This window comes from uncultured Thiohalocapsa sp. (assembly GCF_913062725.1).
Taxonomy (GTDB): domain Bacteria; phylum Pseudomonadota; class Gammaproteobacteria; order Chromatiales; family Chromatiaceae; genus Thiohalocapsa.
The window spans coordinates 14,241-29,283 of record NZ_CAJXWY010000004.1; the positions used below are offsets into that span (position 1 = coordinate 14,241).

Annotated in this window: 12 protein-coding genes; 7 read left to right on the forward strand and 5 right to left on the reverse strand. The window is 67.5% G+C overall.

Annotated features, from left to right (window positions below; genetic code table 11):
- The first annotated feature begins 1 nt into the window (after nucleotide 1).
- From QZ588_RS01665 to QZ588_RS01685, 5 genes are all read left to right on the forward strand, one after another.
- Nucleotides 2–421, forward strand: coding sequence for a hypothetical protein (locus QZ588_RS01665; RefSeq protein WP_295539055.1), 420 nt, complete (start codon nucleotides 2–4; stop codon nucleotides 419–421).
- Nucleotides 422–1,102: 681 nt separating this feature from the next.
- Nucleotides 1,103–1,591 carry a phosphate-starvation-inducible PsiE family protein gene (locus QZ588_RS01670; protein WP_295539057.1) on the forward strand — a complete coding sequence of 163 codons (489 nt, stop codon included), beginning with the start codon at nucleotides 1,103–1,105 and terminating at the stop codon, nucleotides 1,589–1,591.
- Nucleotides 1,588–2,460: an RsiV family protein gene (locus QZ588_RS01675; RefSeq protein ID WP_295539059.1), complete on the forward strand. Its 873-nt coding sequence runs from the start codon at nucleotides 1,588–1,590 to the stop codon at nucleotides 2,458–2,460. The genes QZ588_RS01670 and QZ588_RS01675 overlap by 4 nt, the downstream gene beginning before the upstream one ends.
- Nucleotides 2,461–2,785: 325 nt before the next feature.
- A complete protein-coding gene (locus QZ588_RS01680) occupies nucleotides 2,786–3,982 on the forward strand; it encodes a ribonucleotide-diphosphate reductase subunit beta (protein ID WP_295539258.1) in 1,197 nt (398 codons plus the stop codon).
- A gap of 211 nt (nucleotides 3,983–4,193) precedes the next feature.
- Nucleotides 4,194–7,355 (forward strand): DEAD/DEAH box helicase, encoded by a 3,162-nt coding sequence (locus QZ588_RS01685; protein ID WP_295539061.1) that lies wholly within the window; start codon nucleotides 4,194–4,196, stop codon nucleotides 7,353–7,355.
- A 124-nt stretch (nucleotides 7,356–7,479) separates the two neighbouring features.
- Here QZ588_RS01685 and QZ588_RS01690 read toward each other — a convergent pair whose 3' ends face one another.
- The 3 genes from QZ588_RS01690 to QZ588_RS01700 all read right to left on the reverse strand — a co-directional run bounded on the left by QZ588_RS01690 (nucleotide 7,480) and on the right by QZ588_RS01700 (nucleotide 10,583).
- A complete protein-coding gene (locus tag QZ588_RS01690; protein ID WP_295539063.1) occupies nucleotides 7,480–8,388 on the reverse strand; it encodes a U32 family peptidase in 909 nt (302 codons plus the stop codon).
- Nucleotides 8,389–8,495: 107 nt separating this feature from the next.
- Nucleotides 8,496–9,491: a peptidase U32 family protein gene (locus tag QZ588_RS01695; RefSeq protein WP_295539066.1), complete on the reverse strand. Its 996-nt coding sequence runs from the start codon at nucleotides 9,489–9,491 to the stop codon at nucleotides 8,496–8,498.
- Between the two features lie 144 nt (nucleotides 9,492–9,635).
- Nucleotides 9,636–10,583, reverse strand: coding sequence for a TIGR01212 family radical SAM protein (locus QZ588_RS01700; protein WP_295539068.1), 948 nt, complete (start codon nucleotides 10,581–10,583; stop codon nucleotides 9,636–9,638).
- Nucleotides 10,584–10,862: 279 nt separating this feature from the next.
- Here QZ588_RS01700 and QZ588_RS01705 point away from each other — a divergent pair, with 279 nt between their 5' ends.
- Both QZ588_RS01705 and QZ588_RS01710 read left to right on the forward strand, forming a co-directional pair.
- Nucleotides 10,863–11,291, forward strand: a complete 429-nt coding sequence (locus tag QZ588_RS01705; protein WP_295539071.1) for a secondary thiamine-phosphate synthase enzyme YjbQ — start codon at nucleotides 10,863–10,865, stop codon at nucleotides 11,289–11,291.
- Nucleotides 11,292–11,294: 3 nt separating this feature from the next.
- Entirely contained in the window at nucleotides 11,295–12,587 is a 1,293-nt protein-coding gene (locus tag QZ588_RS01710) for a RuBisCO large subunit C-terminal-like domain-containing protein (protein ID WP_295539073.1), read from the forward strand.
- Nucleotides 12,588–12,781: 194 nt separating this feature from the next.
- Here QZ588_RS01710 and QZ588_RS01715 read toward each other — a convergent pair whose 3' ends face one another.
- Both QZ588_RS01715 and QZ588_RS01720 read right to left on the reverse strand, forming a co-directional pair.
- The gene (locus tag QZ588_RS01715) at nucleotides 12,782–14,182 is read right to left on the reverse strand and encodes an FAD-dependent oxidoreductase (protein ID WP_295539076.1); all 1,401 of its coding nucleotides are present in this window, start codon (nucleotides 14,180–14,182) and stop codon (nucleotides 12,782–12,784) included.
- A gap of 323 nt (nucleotides 14,183–14,505) precedes the next feature.
- Nucleotides 14,506–14,685: a hypothetical protein gene (locus QZ588_RS01720; protein WP_295539079.1), complete on the reverse strand. Its 180-nt coding sequence runs from the start codon at nucleotides 14,683–14,685 to the stop codon at nucleotides 14,506–14,508.
- Nucleotides 14,686–15,043: the final 358 nt, after the last annotated feature.

Below are 15,043 nucleotides of genomic sequence, written 5' to 3' on the forward strand. Positions count from 1 at the left end.
CATGATCCAGATCCCCCAATATCTTCAGGTCTATATCACGACGCTCAATTCGGAGCTGGATCGCTTCTGGTCGCGCTTCAATGTGTTTTCGGCGATCCAGATCCTGGCGATCCTCGCACTGATGCTGGCATTCGATAAGGTGCAGATCCATCCCGATACGGCGCGGGCGGCGGTCATGGTGCTGTTTCTCTGGTCGTTGACCGGCACCCTGATCATCTGGCATTCCATCGAGATCCAGCAGCGCCTGGTCACGGCCATCGTCGCCGCGGAGACCAACCTGCCGGATGACGTGAGCTTGTTCCGCGAGGCATTGCAAGCGTCGACACCAGCCCAAAACTTCATCATGCGTGCCTGTTTCTCATTTGCCGTGGTCTGCGCGTTCTTCTGGGGCGGCATGATCTTTCTCGGCCCATACGGCTGAGCGACACGCATGCACCATGTGAAGACAGCGAGCGTGCGGAGGGCATTGGCGGTCCATTGGATAGACGTCAACGTCGTTTTTCCATGCTGCATAGGCTCGTGAATAACTACGGCGGGGGACTGATCATGGATGTACTGAGCAATCCGGTCTCGACCGTGCCCAGACGATCATCCGTGTCGGGGCGCTCATCTCATCTCCGATGCCGAGCGCGACGACCCGCTGAACGCCGCGCGCTTTCCTGACGGCCAATCCTGAGTCCTGAGCCATGACCCGGACCCGATCCCGGAGCCCCCTATGTCGTCCATCGACCCCTTATCCTGGTGGGAATGGCCCGATTTTGCCCGCGTCGCACTCGTGCTCGCCGCAGTGGCCGCAGCGGGGCTGCTCGGTAGCCTGCTGGTGCGCGCAGCCCGAAACTCGGCCCGGCCGCCGGCTAGGCTGTTCAATCTGTTTGGTTTTGGGCTTCTTCCCCTCACGCACTTTTCGTCTGGCAGGCCCTTGCGATTAATGCATTAAGGATCATGGCTTTAGCGCACCTGACGCGAGCCTGGTGAGCACGGAACTGTAGAATTAAAAAGTGCGTGAAAAGGGCGAGATTAAACATCCTAGCCGCCGGCGCCCCTGTCGGCGCGACTACGGCGAGTACTTGCCAGCGTACACGATAACAAGGAGGACCAGGCCGTGAGTGGCGGTCCGGCAGAGCACGAAGAGTTCCCCATCCGGGCACCCGACCCGGTGCTGCGGTTGCTGCATCGCGTCCTGCGTCTGGCCACCTATTTGCTGGCCATCGCCATGGTGGTGGTGATCCTCGAGGGCGTGGCGAGCGTCATCCACACGCTCTACGTCCACATTTCCAGACCGCCCTTCTTCATCGTGCCGGACATCGTGAAATTGTTCGGTGTGTTCCTGGCCGTGCTCATCGCCTACGAGATCTTCGCCAACATCACGCTGTATCTGCGCACGGACGTCTTTCCAGTGAAGCTGGTGGTGGCCACGGCGGTGATGGCCATTGCGCGAAAAGTGATCATCCTGGACATGGAGGCTTACTCGGCGCTGGACCTGGTTGGCATCGGCGCCGTGGTGCTGGCCCTTGGCATCGCCTACTGGCTCATCTCCCTGGCCGACGCCGGCGACGGCAAGGTACGCTGGCGCACCGGCGGAGAGCCATGATGCGAAACCTGCGCCCAGCCCAATGCGTTCGTCTGGGCTCGGCCCTGTCGGCCGTGGCCGCGGCTGCACTGCTGATGGCGGCGGCGACGCTGCGCGCCCAGGACTTGAAAGACCCGTCCGCCGCCGCCCCCGCCGCAGCGGCGGTGAGCCCCGCGCCAGTCACTGCCAGCCGAACAGCACTGTCGCGGGAGGTCATCGACGATGGCCGCGCCGTGCGGCTGTTCTACGACCGCGGCGACCTGCTGGACGTGGAAGCGGTGTACCCAGTGTTGCCTGGTGACGACCCCGCCGTGGCGCAGGCGAACGCCACCATCGCCGCCGCGTTCGCGGAGCCGGCTGCGGACCTGGTGGCTCAATACGACGCAGTGCTCGCCGAGGACGGCGGCGCGCACATCGGCAACCCCTGGGCCTTCTCCCTCGGCTACCAGGGCATCCATGTCAGCGAGCGGCTCGTCACCGTCGACGGTGGCGGCTACGTCTACACCGGCGGCGCCCACGGCGGCGCCGTCTACCTGCCACTGACGATGGCGCGGCGAAGCGGCGAGCGACTGGCGCCGGCGGCGCTGTTCCGGCCCCACGGCGACTGGCTCACGATCCTGGCACGGCACAGCCGCTCGGCACTGGCGGACCAGGAGCCCTTCCGCAGCGAGCCGGGCCTGCTCACGGATGACTGGTTCCAGGAGGGCACGGCGCCCACCGCGGCGAACTACGGCCTGCTGCTACCGACGGCCGACGGCATCCGCGTGACCTTCGGCCACTACCAAATCGGTCCTTATGCCATCGGCGACTTCCACGTCACCGTGGCCTACCAGGCGCTGAGAGATGTCTTGCATCCCGCCCTGTTTCCGCAGCAGGCGGCGGGCGATTGACCCACGCGCCATCCATGACCACCGGCGCCACGCCCGGCCCGGGCAAAACCCAGCCTACGGCCCGGCGTAGCGCCACAAACACAGCAAGCAACACAGACCCGGAGGAGATCCGATGCTGAATTGGGACGACCCCCTCGCCACCGTCAACAGCCGTGCCCACAGCGAGCCGCGGCCGCTGCCGCCGGGCGGGGCACGCCTCGACGACGATGCCGATGCCGATGCCGATGCCGCCGGGAGCGATGACTTCTCCCTCGGCGGCGACACCACGGCGGATACGGCACCGACAGCCCGCGCCGGGGCCGGCCTGGTGGCCAACGACACACTCATGCGTACCGCCGGCGCCGCGCCCGTCGTGAACCCGAATCCGCTGCCGGCCCAGCGCTCCCTGCTGGACGAGGCCCCCGCCGCAACCGCAGCGCGGCCGGGCGCCGCACAGTCGGACGCCGGCCACGACACCGGCGCCCAGGGCGGCGCCACCGGCCTCGAGAACCTGGAGATGGGCGCCGGGCGGCTGCGCGTGGACGACAAGCGCATCATCAACTGCCACGCGGACCTGAACCAGCTGGTGCCCTTCAAGTACGACTGGGCCTGGCAGAAGTACCTGGACGGCTGCGCCAATCACTGGATGCCCCAGGAAATCAACATGAACGCGGACATCGCGCTCTGGAAGGACCCCAACGGCCTCACCGAGGACGAGCGCACCATCATCAAGCGCAACCTGGGCTTCTTCTCCACCGCCGATTCCCTGGTGGCCAACAACCTGGTGCTGGCCGTCTACCGCCACATCACCAATCCCGAGTGCCGCCAGTACCTGCTGCGCCAGGCCTTCGAAGAGGCCCTGCACACCCACGCCTACCAATATGCGGTGGAGAGCCTGGGCCTCGACGAAGGCGAGATCTTCAACATGTACCGGGAGCTGCCGGCGGTGGCGCGCAAGGCCGAGTGGGCCCTGCCCTACACGCGCTACCTGGCGGACCCCGACTTCCACACCGGCACGCCGGAGAACGACCAGCGTCTGCTGCGCGAGCTGGTGGCCTTCTATGTCATCTTCGAAGGCATCTTCTTCTATGTCGGCTTCGTGCAGGTGCTCTCCATGGGCCGGCGCAACAAGATGACGGGCACCGCCGAGCAGTTCCAGTACATCCTGCGCGATGAGTCCATGCACATGAACTTCGGCATCGACGTCATCAATCAGATCAAGATCGAGAACCCCCACATCTGGACCGAGGCATTCAAGCAGGATCTGGTGTCCATGATCCGCGAGGCCGTCGCACTGGAGGCCCAATACGCCCACGACACCATGCCCCGCGGCGTGCTCGGGCTGAACGCACCCATGTTCGAAGAGTATCTCCAGTTCATCGCCAACCGGCGTTGCGCGCAGATCGGCCTGCCGGAGCAGTACCCGGGCGCCAGCAACCCCTTCCCGTGGATGTCGGAGGTGCTGGATCTCAAGAAGGAAAAGAACTTTTTCGAGACCCGGGTCACCGAGTACCAGACCGGCGGCGCCCTCAGCTGGGACTAGCGCTGGGACTGGGACTGAGGCGCGATGTCCATGGCGGGCCCGCCGCCGGCGCCACCGTCCGCACGGGGGCCATCGCCGGCGCTGAGCGGCGGCCACGACCGACCCGCGCACCGGTCAGCACCCTGAACGGCCGTCTTCGGCCGGGGGATCTGCCGCGGTGACCGGCGACGCATCGCGGCACCCGCAAGTATCCAATCCATCGGAGCGGCCCATGCGCCACACCCCACCCGCTAGCGCCACCGCGGCCGACTTCCTGTTCGACAGGGAAGAATTACAGGCACTCGCCGATGAGACCCTGCTGCGGCGCGCCTGGCGCCATGCGCGGGATAAGCGCGTCGTACAGGTGGGGCTCTACCAGGGCGCATTGCATGCGGAGGTGGAGGACGAAGACAGTGAGGAGCAGCTCACGCTGTCCCTGGGCTACGATACCGACGGCAACCTCTGGTCGGCCTGCGACTGCGACGACGACGGCGACGACGACGACGGGCTTTGCATCCATGCCCTGGCCGCGCTGCTGAGCTTCAGCACCGCCGAATCCACGGGTGTCAGCCTCGGCGATGCAGTGGCCGCGGCCATCGACGAGCGAGTCAAGCGCGGCCGCGCCGAGGTCCGGGTTGAGCCGGTGGGCAGCGCCGGCGGGACCGATGCCCGGGCCCCCTGGTTCGGGGCCTGGCGCGCACGCTCCATCGGCACCAGCGCGGGCCCCTTTCAGACCACCTGGCAGGTGCAGATTCGCTCGCTGACCGAGCGTGCCAACCACTGCACCTGTCCGGACTTCGCCATCAACCAGCTCGGGACCTGCAAACACATCGAAGCGGCTCTGCACCGCATCAGAAAACGCAAAGACTTCAGGCAAATCCGCCAACAACCGGCACCGCGGTGCTATGTCTACCTGGACTGGCAACGCGACGACGCCCCGTGCATCCGCCTGCACCGCGGCGCCGAGATCCCGGCCCACCTGGCGCCGGTCCTGACACAATGGTTCGACGCCGACGGCGCCTTCCGCGGTCGACTGCCGGACGAATTCCAGGCATTCGCCGAACAGCACGGCGGCGACGACCTGCTCATCGGCGACGATGCCCTGGGCTTCGCACGCCGGCTCGCCGATGATGCCGCCCGCGAGCTGCGCGCCCGGGATATCGGCAACCGCATCCGTGCCAGCGGCGGCCGGTTGCCGGACATCCGCGCCCGGCTCTATCCGTACCAGGTGGAGGGCGTCGCCTTTCTCGTCGGGCGCGGCCGCGCGCTGCTCGCTGACGACATGGGCCTTGGCAAGACCCTCCAGGCCATCGCCGCCGCCTATTGGCTGCACCGCAACGAAAACGTCCAACGCGCACTCATCGTGTGCCCGGCGTCGCTCAAGTTCCAATGGCAGCGCGAGATCCAACGTTTCACCGGCGCTGAGACCCGCCTGGTGCAGGGATCAGCCGACGCCCGCGCCGTCCAATACCGTCAAGGCGGTGGCTTCTACATCATTAACTACGAACTGGTGCTGCGGGATCTCAGCATCATCAATGAGACTCTGGCGCCGGACTTGCTCATCCTGGACGAGGCCCAGCGCATCAAGAATTGGCGCACCAAGATCGCCGCCGCCATCAAGCGCATCCCGTCGCGCTATGCCTTCGTGCTCACCGGCACCCCGCTGGAGAATCGCCTCGAGGACCTCTACAGCCTGATGCAGGTGGTGGACCCGCGGGTGCTGGGGCCGCTGTGGCGCTATCTGGCAGACTTCCACATCACCGATGAGCGCGGCAAGGTGCTGGGCTACCGCAATCTCTCGTCGCTGCGCCGCCGGCTCGCGCCCGTCATGCTGCGCCGCGACCGCGCGCTGGTGCGCGAGCAGTTGCCAGACCGCATCGAGCAGCGCCGGGACGTGTCGCTGTCGCCGCGGCAGGCAGAGATCCATGACGACGCACTCAACACTGCCGGGCGGCTCGCCCAGATCGTCAAGCGCCGGCCGCTGACGCCATCAGAGCAAAACCGCATGATGGCCGCCCTGCAGCGCGCCCGCATGGCCTGCAATGCCGCCGGGCTGGTGGACAAACAGACCAAGGGCTCACCGAAGCTCGAAGAGCTCGCCAGCATCTTGGAAGACGGCTGCCAGCTGGCAGGCCTGAAGGCCGTTGTCTTCTCCCAATGGGCGCAGATGGGCGAGATGGTGGAGGATCTTGTCCGGCGTATGGGCCTGGGCTGCGTGCGCCTGCACGGTGGCATCCCAAGCAGCGGGCGCGGCGCACTCATGGACCGCTTCCACGACGATGACGCCTGCCAGGTCTTCATCTCCACCGACGCCGGTGGCACCGGCCTGAATCTGCAGTGCGCCTCTCTGCTGGTGAACCTCGATGTGCCCTGGAATCCCGCCGTGCTGGACCAGCGCGTCGCCCGGGTGCATCGACTCGGCCAACGCAGCAAGGTCCAGGTCATCCATCTGGTGGCCGCCGACGCTTACGAGGACCAGGTGCTCGGCCTGGTGCAGGATAAGCGCGATCTGTTCGACAACGTGGTGGACGCGGATGCCGATACGGATGTAGTCGGCGTGTCCAAACGCCTCGCCGAAGTGCTGGCCGAGGCTCTGGCCGACGATTCGGCCGGCGAGCGCGCCCACCAGCCGCAGCCTGCCCCACACGACACAGCCGAGGACACCCGCGCCGGGGTGCCGCCTGAACCCAGCGCCGAGCCGGCGGCGGTGGCCGCCGAAACCACCGGCGCCCCGCCGGCGGCATCGGCGCTCGCGCCGGCCGAGCTCGACCGGGAAGTCCGGCGCTGCATCGACGTGCTGCAGCGAGACTTCGGCAACCGGGTTGCGCGCATTCTCGGCGCCAGCAGCGGACTACTGGTGGTGCTCGACCAAGTGGACGACACCGATGACGACCGCGCCGCAGCCATCTCGGCGCAGGTCCCCATCGCGCTCGTCGACCGCCGCACATTACGCGGGCTGGAGCGCCTCGGCACCGCCTCGCCCACCGCCGGCGCCGATGAGCTCTATCGGGCCCCGGTCGCCGCGGCACCGACGGCCCCGGCGGAGCCGCCGCTGCTGCGCCGCGCCCGCCAGAAGCTCGAGGCCGCCGAGGTCCTACTGCGCCAGGCCTGCCCTGCCCCCGCCGCCGAGCTGCTCCACGACGCCCTGCTCAACGCCGTGGCGCTGGCTTGCGGCCGAGAGCAACCGCCGGCGCCCGAAAAAGCCGTCGTCTGGCTCTACGCCGAAGCACTGCCCGCCGGCTGGCTGCAGGCAGATGACGCGACCCTCGTCATGCGCGCCCACGCCCTTGCCCAGTCCCTCGCCCAGAGCAGCGACGACGTGCCTCCCGGGCTGCTCGCAGCGCTGGCAGAGGATGTAGCCGGATTCGTGAGCACCGTGGGCCGTGCAACATGACGCCTGCCTCCCCGGAATCGCCGGCGCCCAGGCCTGCATGCCGGGTCGGCGTCTGGTCGCTGCTGGGAATCCATGACAGGTCCATGACGGGCGAGCAGCGCAGGCCGCCACAGACGCGTCAGGCTCAGGCCGCGGCGAGGGCCGCCATACCGGCGGCGCCATGCCAGTAGCCGTCGCAGGGGCCGGTGGGCATCAGGGTCGCCAGCGCCTCGTTGGCGGCGGCCGGCGCCAGCTCGCCGGCGCGCACCTTATGAAAGAGCGCCAGCACCTCGCCGGTGTACTGTGATTGCGGGCTGATGCGCAGGATGTCCACATCGAGTGCGCGCAGATCGTCCAGCGCCGGTAGCAGATTCATGGTGCGTGCCGACTGGGTCTGAATGCCGTTCAAGGCCAGGAACGGGTTAGCGTCCTGGGTCTCGACCACCATGCCGTCCGGGTGGTCGATGCAGGCGTCGCGACAGTCGTCCTTGGGCAGGTTGCGGGCGCGGGCGGTGAAACAGCGGGCCGAGTAGGCCAGCGGCAGCCGGCCGTAGGCGAAAACCTCCGTTTCCACGCCGGCGGGACGCTGCTGCTGCATGGCGGCCAGCGCCTCCCGGGTCAGCTCCACCGGCAGCACCCAGCGCTTGCAGCCGTCGGCGGCGAGCAGGGCCAGCGTGCGGTGATTGTAAACATTGACGCTATGGCCGACGGCGAAGGGCCGCCCCCGCAACAGTTGTACGGCGCCCAGGTCGTTGGCCTCCACCAGGTAGTCATCCTGGCGACAGATGGCCCGCAGGCGCTTGAGCTCCGATTCCGCCTCCAGCAGCGCCAGCGTGGACAGCACCACTTCTTTGCCGGCGGCGCGCAGGCGCGCGGCGATGGTCAGCCAGTCCTCGAAGCGCACCTGGCTGCGCTTGGCGCAGATGGTCTCGCCCAGGTAGACGATGTCCGCCGGGCTGTCGGCGACCATGGCGTAGAAGTGCTCCACCTGCTCCTTGGGCCAGTAGTACGGAATGGGGCCGAGGGAGAGGCGCGGGGCGGCGGTTGCGGTCATGGGCTGGCTCGGTGGCGCGTCGATGGCGCGGTCGGTGTGGGGTCAATGCTGAGCACCGGCGATGCCCGACGGGCCTCGCCGGTGTCTGTCCGGTGAGCCGGGCTGGCTCATTGCCAGGGCCGGTGATAGGGACCGAGCGTGGTCTGCGCCCCTTCGGAGACCTTGGCCAGCGCCGCCGTCCACGCCGGTTGCGGGGCGAAGCCGACGGGATCGCGGGCGAAGGCATCCAGCGCCTCGCGCCACACGCGCGTAACCTGCTTGACGTAGACGGGGCTGCGCTGGCGGCCTTCGATCTTCACCGCCGCCACACCGGCCGCCGCCAGCTCCGGCAGCAATGCCATGGCATTCAGGCTCACCGGGTCTTCGATGGCGTGATGGGTGCGGCCCTCGGTGCGGTAGCTGCCCTTGCACAGGGTCGGATAGCCCACGCTCTCACCCTTGGGATGGCGCTGGATCAGCACGCCGCCCAGGCGGGTATCGAGGCCGGCATCGGTCTCGATCCACGCCACATGGCTCGCCGGCGAGCAGGCGCCGTAGGTGTTGGGTGAGCGCCCGGTGGCGTAGGACGACAGGATGCAGCGCCCCTCCACCATCACGCAGAGACTGCCAAAGCCGAAGACTTCGATCTCCACCGGGCTCTGCTCGATGACGTGCCGCACCTGCGCCATGGACAAGACCCGCGGTAGCACGGCGCGCTTGATGCCGAAGTGCTCGTGATAGTAGCGCAGCGCCTCGTCGTTGGTCGCCGAGCCCTGCACCGACAGATGCAGGTTGAGCTGCGGCTGGCGCCGTGCGGCATAATCCAGCACGCCGATGTCGGCGCAGATGAGCGCATCCACGCCGAGGGCCGCCGCCTGATCCACGGCCTGCTCGAAGCGCGGGAGCCCATCCGTGCGCGGATAAGTGTTCATGGCGATGAACACCCGTTTGCCCTTGGCCTTGGCATAGCGGATGCCCTCGGCGAGCTTGCTCGCCGTGAAATTGAGCCCGGCGAAATACCGCGCATTGGTGTCGTCACGAAAGCCCGTGTAGACGGCGTCGGCGCCGTTGTCCACGGCGGCCTTCAATGACGGCAGGTTGCCGGCGGGGCAGACGAGCTCCATGGTGAGTCTCCGTTGCAGGCGTTGGTGCTTATCGGACGCGCGCCATGGGCGACCAGCGTCACTGGATTTGGTCGGGAAAGTGCTTTGTGTGTCGAGGGCCGAGTGCGCGGACGGCGGGACGCACGTCCCTCGCCGCCACCGCCCTCACGCCGCTATCCGCTCACCGGCCCGCGCCCCCTGCGCGGTACCGCGGCGGCGCAGCTCCGCTTCGATACCGTTCAGCACCGCCCATTTCTTGGCGCACCACGCGGGAGCCAGCAGGATGTCGCGGCTGGCGGTGCCGGTGACGCGGTGATAGGTCAGGTGCGCCGGGGTCCGCTCGATGAGATCGCAGGCGATGGCGATGTAGTCGTCCATGGTCAGGGGCTGGTAGCCGCCGGCACGCCAGTCCTTTGCGAGCAGCGTGTGGCGCACCACGTGCAGGGGGTGCAGCTTGAGTGCATCGGTGCCGAGCGCCAGCACCCGATCCAGGCTCGCCAGGGCCTCGCGCCGGGCCTCGCCCGGCAGACCGACGATGAGATGGGTGCAAACCGGCAGGCCGCGCCCGCGCGCCGCCAGCACCGCGTGACGATAGTCGGCGAAGCCATGACCGCGGTTGACGCGCGCGAGGGTGTCGTCGAAGGCGGATTGCAGCCCCAGCTCCAGCCAGACCTCGTGGCCGTCGTCGCGTAGCGCGCAGAGGAGATCCAACACCGCGTCGGGCACGCAGTCGGGGCGGGTGCCGACGGCGATGCCGATCACGTCGGGCTGCGCCAGCGCGGCGCGGTACAGGGCGCCGAGCCGCTCCACGTCGCCGTAGGTATTGGTGTAGGCCTGGAAATAAGCCAGATAGCGCGCCGCGCCGGTGCGCTTGCGGATCACCCGGCGGCCGGCGGCGATCTGCCCGGCCACGGACTGTTCAGGGGTCTCGGGCAGCGCCCGGGCGGCGGGGCTGAAGGAGACGTTATTGCAGAAGCTGCAACCCCCGCGGCCCTTGCTGCCATCGCGGTTCGGACAGCTGAAGCCGGCGTGAATGGCGAGCTTGTGCACCCGCCGGCCATGGCGCCGGCGCAGATCCTGGCCGAAGGTATTGACGAAATCGGACAACGGCATGGTGCGGTGGGCGGCTGCTCGCGGGAGACGGCGGGCGACCATCGCCGCCCGAGCTTGGCAGCTTCCCACACCCAAAGCAGGGGTACATTGACGACTGTCAAAGGGACACGGAGACCGGAACGTGCCGCCGCCCATTGTCCTCGCCCAGCGTCTGGCCTGGCGCCCGCTCCCAGTGCCCCAGGGCAGAGATCCCGATACCATGGTGACCTGCCGGCGTCGCCGCCATCACAATCCAGCCCCCACAGGCCAATCCCGCGGACGCCAACCCGAGGAGTGCCCATGCAAGCGTGCATCGACCACATCGAGCTGACCACCACCGCCCCCATCCAGCTCATCGACATCACCGCCCGGGTGCGCGAGCGGGTGCGGGCACGGGGCCTGCGGCACGGCCTGGTGACCGTCATCTCCAACCACACCACCGCCCGGGTGAACCTCAACGAGCACGAGGAACGTCTGCAGCAGGACATGATCACTTTCCTGCAACGCCTGGTGCCACGTGACGGCGACTATGGCCACAATGTCGCTCCGGTCGATGGCCGCGACAATGCCCATGCACACCTGCTCGGGCTCTTCGCCAACGCCTCCGAGAGTATCCCGGTGCACGACGGGGAGCTGCTGCTGGGGACATGGCAGTCGGTGTTTTTCGTGGAACTGGACGGACCGCGGCCGCAGCGTCAAGTCAGCCTGCAACTGCTCGGGGAGCTGTAAGCCATGCGCCAACACGACATCGATGGTTTCTATGCGGACCTGTCGGCGCTCGATACCGACGCCCACCTGCTGCTCGACTACCGCATCGAGTGCACCGGCAACCCGCGGGTGGCGGCGGCCCACCTGGCGAGCGAGCAGTCCACGGCGCAATGGCAGCGGATGGGTGTGGACGAGGACTACCGCCCCCGCTTCGCCGCCAAGGTGGTGGACCTGGAAGTCGAAACGACCCTGTCCGGCACCAGTTATCCGCTGCGCCCGGCGGTGGACGAGCCCGTCAGCGTCTGCCGCGTGCGTCTCGCCCACCCCTACGCCAACTTCGGCCCGCGCATTCCCAATCTGCTCTCCGCGGTGCTCGGCGAAGGCGCCTTCTTCGCACCGGGCATCCCCGTGGTGAAGCTGCTGGACGTGACGTTTCCGGACGCCTTTCTCGCCCACTTCGACGGCCCGCGCTACGGGCTCGCGGGCCTGCGCGATCGATGGCACATCCATGACCGACCCTTCTTCTTCGGCGTCATCAAGCCGAACATCGGGCTCGACCCGGCACCCTTCGCCGAGCTTGGCCTCGCCGCCTGGCGTGGCGGTCTCGACATCGCCAAGGACGACGAGATGCTGGCAGACCCAGCCTGGTCGCCCATCGCCGAGCGCTCCCGGCGCCTCGGTGCCGCCCGCCGCCTGGCCGAGCAGGAAACCGGCGTGCCCAAGGTCTACCTCGCCAACATCACCGACGAAGTGGATCAGCTCATTGCGCTGCACGACATGGTGGTCGCCAACGGCGCCAATGCCGTCATGATCAACGCCCTGCCCGTGGGCCTCAGCGCCGTGCGCATGCTGCGCAAGCACGCACGCGTCCCGCTGGTGGCCCACTTCCCCGTCATCGCCGCCATGAGCCGACTGCCGCACTTCGGCGTGCACACGCGTGTGCTCACCAAGCTGCAGCGGATCATCGGCTTCGACGTCATCATCATGCCGGGCTTCGGTCCGCGGATGATGACCCCTGAGGACGAGGTCCTGGAATGCATCGCCGCCTGCACCGAGCCCATGGGGCCGATCAAGCCGGCGCTGCCGGTGCCCGGCGGCAGCGACTCGGCGGCGACCCTGGCGACCGTACACCAAAAGATCGGCAACCCGGACTTCGGCTTCGTGCCCGGACGCGGTGTGTTCAGCCACCCCGACGGGCCAACGGCCGGTGCCGCGAGCCTGCGCCAGGCCTGGGCGGCCATCGCCACCGGGGTGCCGGTGGCCGAGCATGCCGAGGGACATCCGGCACTGGCGGCTGCCCTCGGCGCGTTCGGCTAACGGCTCGCGCGCCGGCGGGGATTACGGACTGTATTCATACCGGGCACGCCCGGCGCACGGCGATTACCCACACACGCTTCGGCGGACGACACCCATCGGCGCCGCACATTCGCTTTTGGCGGATCAGGAGGGCGGCGGCGCACGAGCGTGTCGAGCCCCGGTCGGTGCCCGGCCGGAAAACCGGCCTTTGCGCCTCAGCCGACCGCAGCGAGCGGGGGTGACGGGACGTTGCGGGTGTCCTCGTGGCCGTCGAGCAGCTCGCGCTCGAAGCCCGCCCAGTCGACCCGGGCCCCCAAATGCGCGGCCACGAGTCGCATATCCTGCTCGGCATTGCCGAGGCAGCTGGTGCCGCCGGGCGACGGCGTCATGTTGAAGACGATACCGTGGCCGTCGATGATCTTCACTTCGCCCATTTTCAGCTCGCGCGTGCGCCGATCAATGAGCTGCGGGCGCACGCCGCCGTAGCCATGGGCGTACGCGATATCCCGCACCGCAAGCTGCGGGACGATCTTGCGGATTTCACGCAGGAACAGGCGCCGGTTGAGCCAGGGCACTTCGTAGAGGAAATTGCGCAGCACATAGTTGCGCACGTCGGCGACCTTCAGCAGGTTCCAGAGCGTCGCCACCACGTCCCGGTCCAGATTCAGCACCGAGAAGAAGTCGCGGATGGTGGCGGGGTTGTAGCGCTCCAGCATGGGCAACATGAGCGCCGTGGGGCCGAAGCGGGTCTTGCCGTCGGTGGCGATGTCACGATCGCCATGGACCGCGGCGAAGGGGAGTGCCGGGTTCTGTACCGTGTAGACCTTGCCGTTGAGTGCCTGCGGCGCGAAATAGAACGAGCCCGCCATGGGCAGACAGGAATACTCGAGGCCGAAGCCCATGCGCTGCGCCATCAGGAGCGAATGCCCGCCGGCGCAGACCACCACGGAGCGCGCCAGCATGGGGCCGCGGTTGGTCTGGAGCACATAGCCGTCCCCATCCTTGGCGATGTCCGCGACGGCGGTGTTGTAGAGCTGACTGACATGCCGCTCGGGCGCCCGGTCCAGACGTTCGCATTGGGCGGAAAAGGACTCCGACAGGGCCTGGAAGTCCACCGCGCAATAGTCATCCGGCGTGCCGGTGGCGACGATCGCCTCGCGCCGATGCGCACCCTGCACCAGTGCAACATTGGGCTCCAGGTCGGCGATGTCGTCGCGCTCGAGCAGCTGCATGCGCGGATACAGGCCACGGAATTCGTCGAAGCGGCGGCGGAGATAGTCGCACTCCCGCGCACCCACACCCAGCACCATCTTCGGCATGCGGTGGATGATCCGATCGCGCTCCGCCGCCGGCAGCTTGGTGGCGTAGTTGACGATCATCGACGCGGTGCGCTTCACCGCCGCCGCCTTCTCCAGGGTGTAATTGGTCTCGATGTCGCCGCAGTGAATGGTCTGGCTGTTGTTGTGGGCGTGGGAGTTCACCTGCGCCGGGCGCTCGCGGCGCTCGACCAACAGCAGGCGCTTCAGGTCCGTAAACCGCGCCAGCTCGTAGAGCAGCGCAGTACCGCTCACACCGCCGCCGACGATGATGCAGTCGTAGTGCGTGGAGGCCGTCATCGTTTTCTACTCCTCAACGTGCGGGCACAGCGCGGGCTGCACCCCAGTGACACGCTAGGGTATGAGAGAGGCACCCCCAAGACCAGCCAATACCATCAGTTCAAAGTATTGATTTTTCCGATTATGACGCCTGTCGCCGGGCGAATGCCGTGACCAAAGCACCGCTGAGCGACACAATACGATTCGCCACCCAAGGCAACGCAATGCCCGGTGCGGCAGACGGATGCGGTCGTGGCAACCGATCTCGACGGGCCGCCGTGCTGCGGTGACGGCGAGCCCGCCGACTCGACGCGCCCCATCCGGGGCGGCTCGACGCCAGGTCGTCAGTCGATGAACGGATTTTCCGACGCTTCGCCGTTGCCCGGATGCGCCTGGCGCTCCGGCGTCATCTCGACGGCGCTCGGTTGGCGGTCCACCTCCTGGACTGCCTCATCATCGGTCACCAGGGTCGCGCTAGAGACGCCGCCCACAACCAGCGCCGCGATGGCAAGTGCTTCAAGCATGGTGTCACTCCTGCGGATTCAGTGTTCAGTTGCATAGAAGTATATTAGCAAAATCTAATTCTACAAGTAACAAATCGTAACAAGGCTCGATCATTTCCCGGAGATACCAGCGGTAAGCGGGGAGAACCCTTGGCCTTAGAACACTTAATGGGTAACGGGTCGCGCCAAACGACGCGCCCAGAAGCAGGAATAACACGAAAAGTGTTTAACGCCGGGCGCCCGTGTGGGCACCTGACGCGGTACTGCCGGCATGACGGCGGCTACCGATCGGTCGTCACGGCTCGATGCGGGCGCCCTGCGCAGGGTCTCGTCATGGTCGCCCGTGAGTGATACTGCAACGGTGCTGCTCACCAGTCGC

Excerpts from the sequence above, each read along its gene's own strand:
- QZ588_RS01705 (WP_295539071.1), top strand. The coding sequence starts at position 10,863 with ATGCAAGCGTGCATCGACCACATCGAGCTGACCACCACCGCCCCCATC.
- QZ588_RS01675 (WP_295539059.1), top strand. The coding sequence starts at position 1,588 with ATGATGCGAAACCTGCGCCCAGCCCAATGCGTTCGTCTGGGCTCGGCC.
- QZ588_RS01665 (WP_295539055.1), top strand. The coding sequence starts at position 2 with ATGATCCAGATCCCCCAATATCTTCAGGTCTATATCACGACGCTCAAT.
- QZ588_RS01700 (WP_295539068.1), bottom strand. The coding sequence starts at position 10,583 with ATGCCGTTGTCCGATTTCGTCAATACCTTCGGCCAGGATCTGCGCCGG.
- QZ588_RS01715 (WP_295539076.1), bottom strand. The coding sequence starts at position 14,182 with ATGACGGCCTCCACGCACTACGACTGCATCATCGTCGGCGGCGGTGTG.
- QZ588_RS01720 (WP_295539079.1), bottom strand. The coding sequence starts at position 14,685 with ATGCTTGAAGCACTTGCCATCGCGGCGCTGGTTGTGGGCGGCGTCTCT.
- QZ588_RS01695 (WP_295539066.1), bottom strand. The coding sequence starts at position 9,491 with ATGGAGCTCGTCTGCCCCGCCGGCAACCTGCCGTCATTGAAGGCCGCC.
- QZ588_RS01680 (WP_295539258.1), top strand. The coding sequence starts at position 2,786 with ATGCGTACCGCCGGCGCCGCGCCCGTCGTGAACCCGAATCCGCTGCCG.
- QZ588_RS01690 (WP_295539063.1), bottom strand. The coding sequence starts at position 8,388 with ATGACCGCAACCGCCGCCCCGCGCCTCTCCCTCGGCCCCATTCCGTAC.
- QZ588_RS01685 (WP_295539061.1), top strand. The coding sequence starts at position 4,194 with ATGCGCCACACCCCACCCGCTAGCGCCACCGCGGCCGACTTCCTGTTC.
- QZ588_RS01710 (WP_295539073.1), top strand. The coding sequence starts at position 11,295 with ATGCGCCAACACGACATCGATGGTTTCTATGCGGACCTGTCGGCGCTC.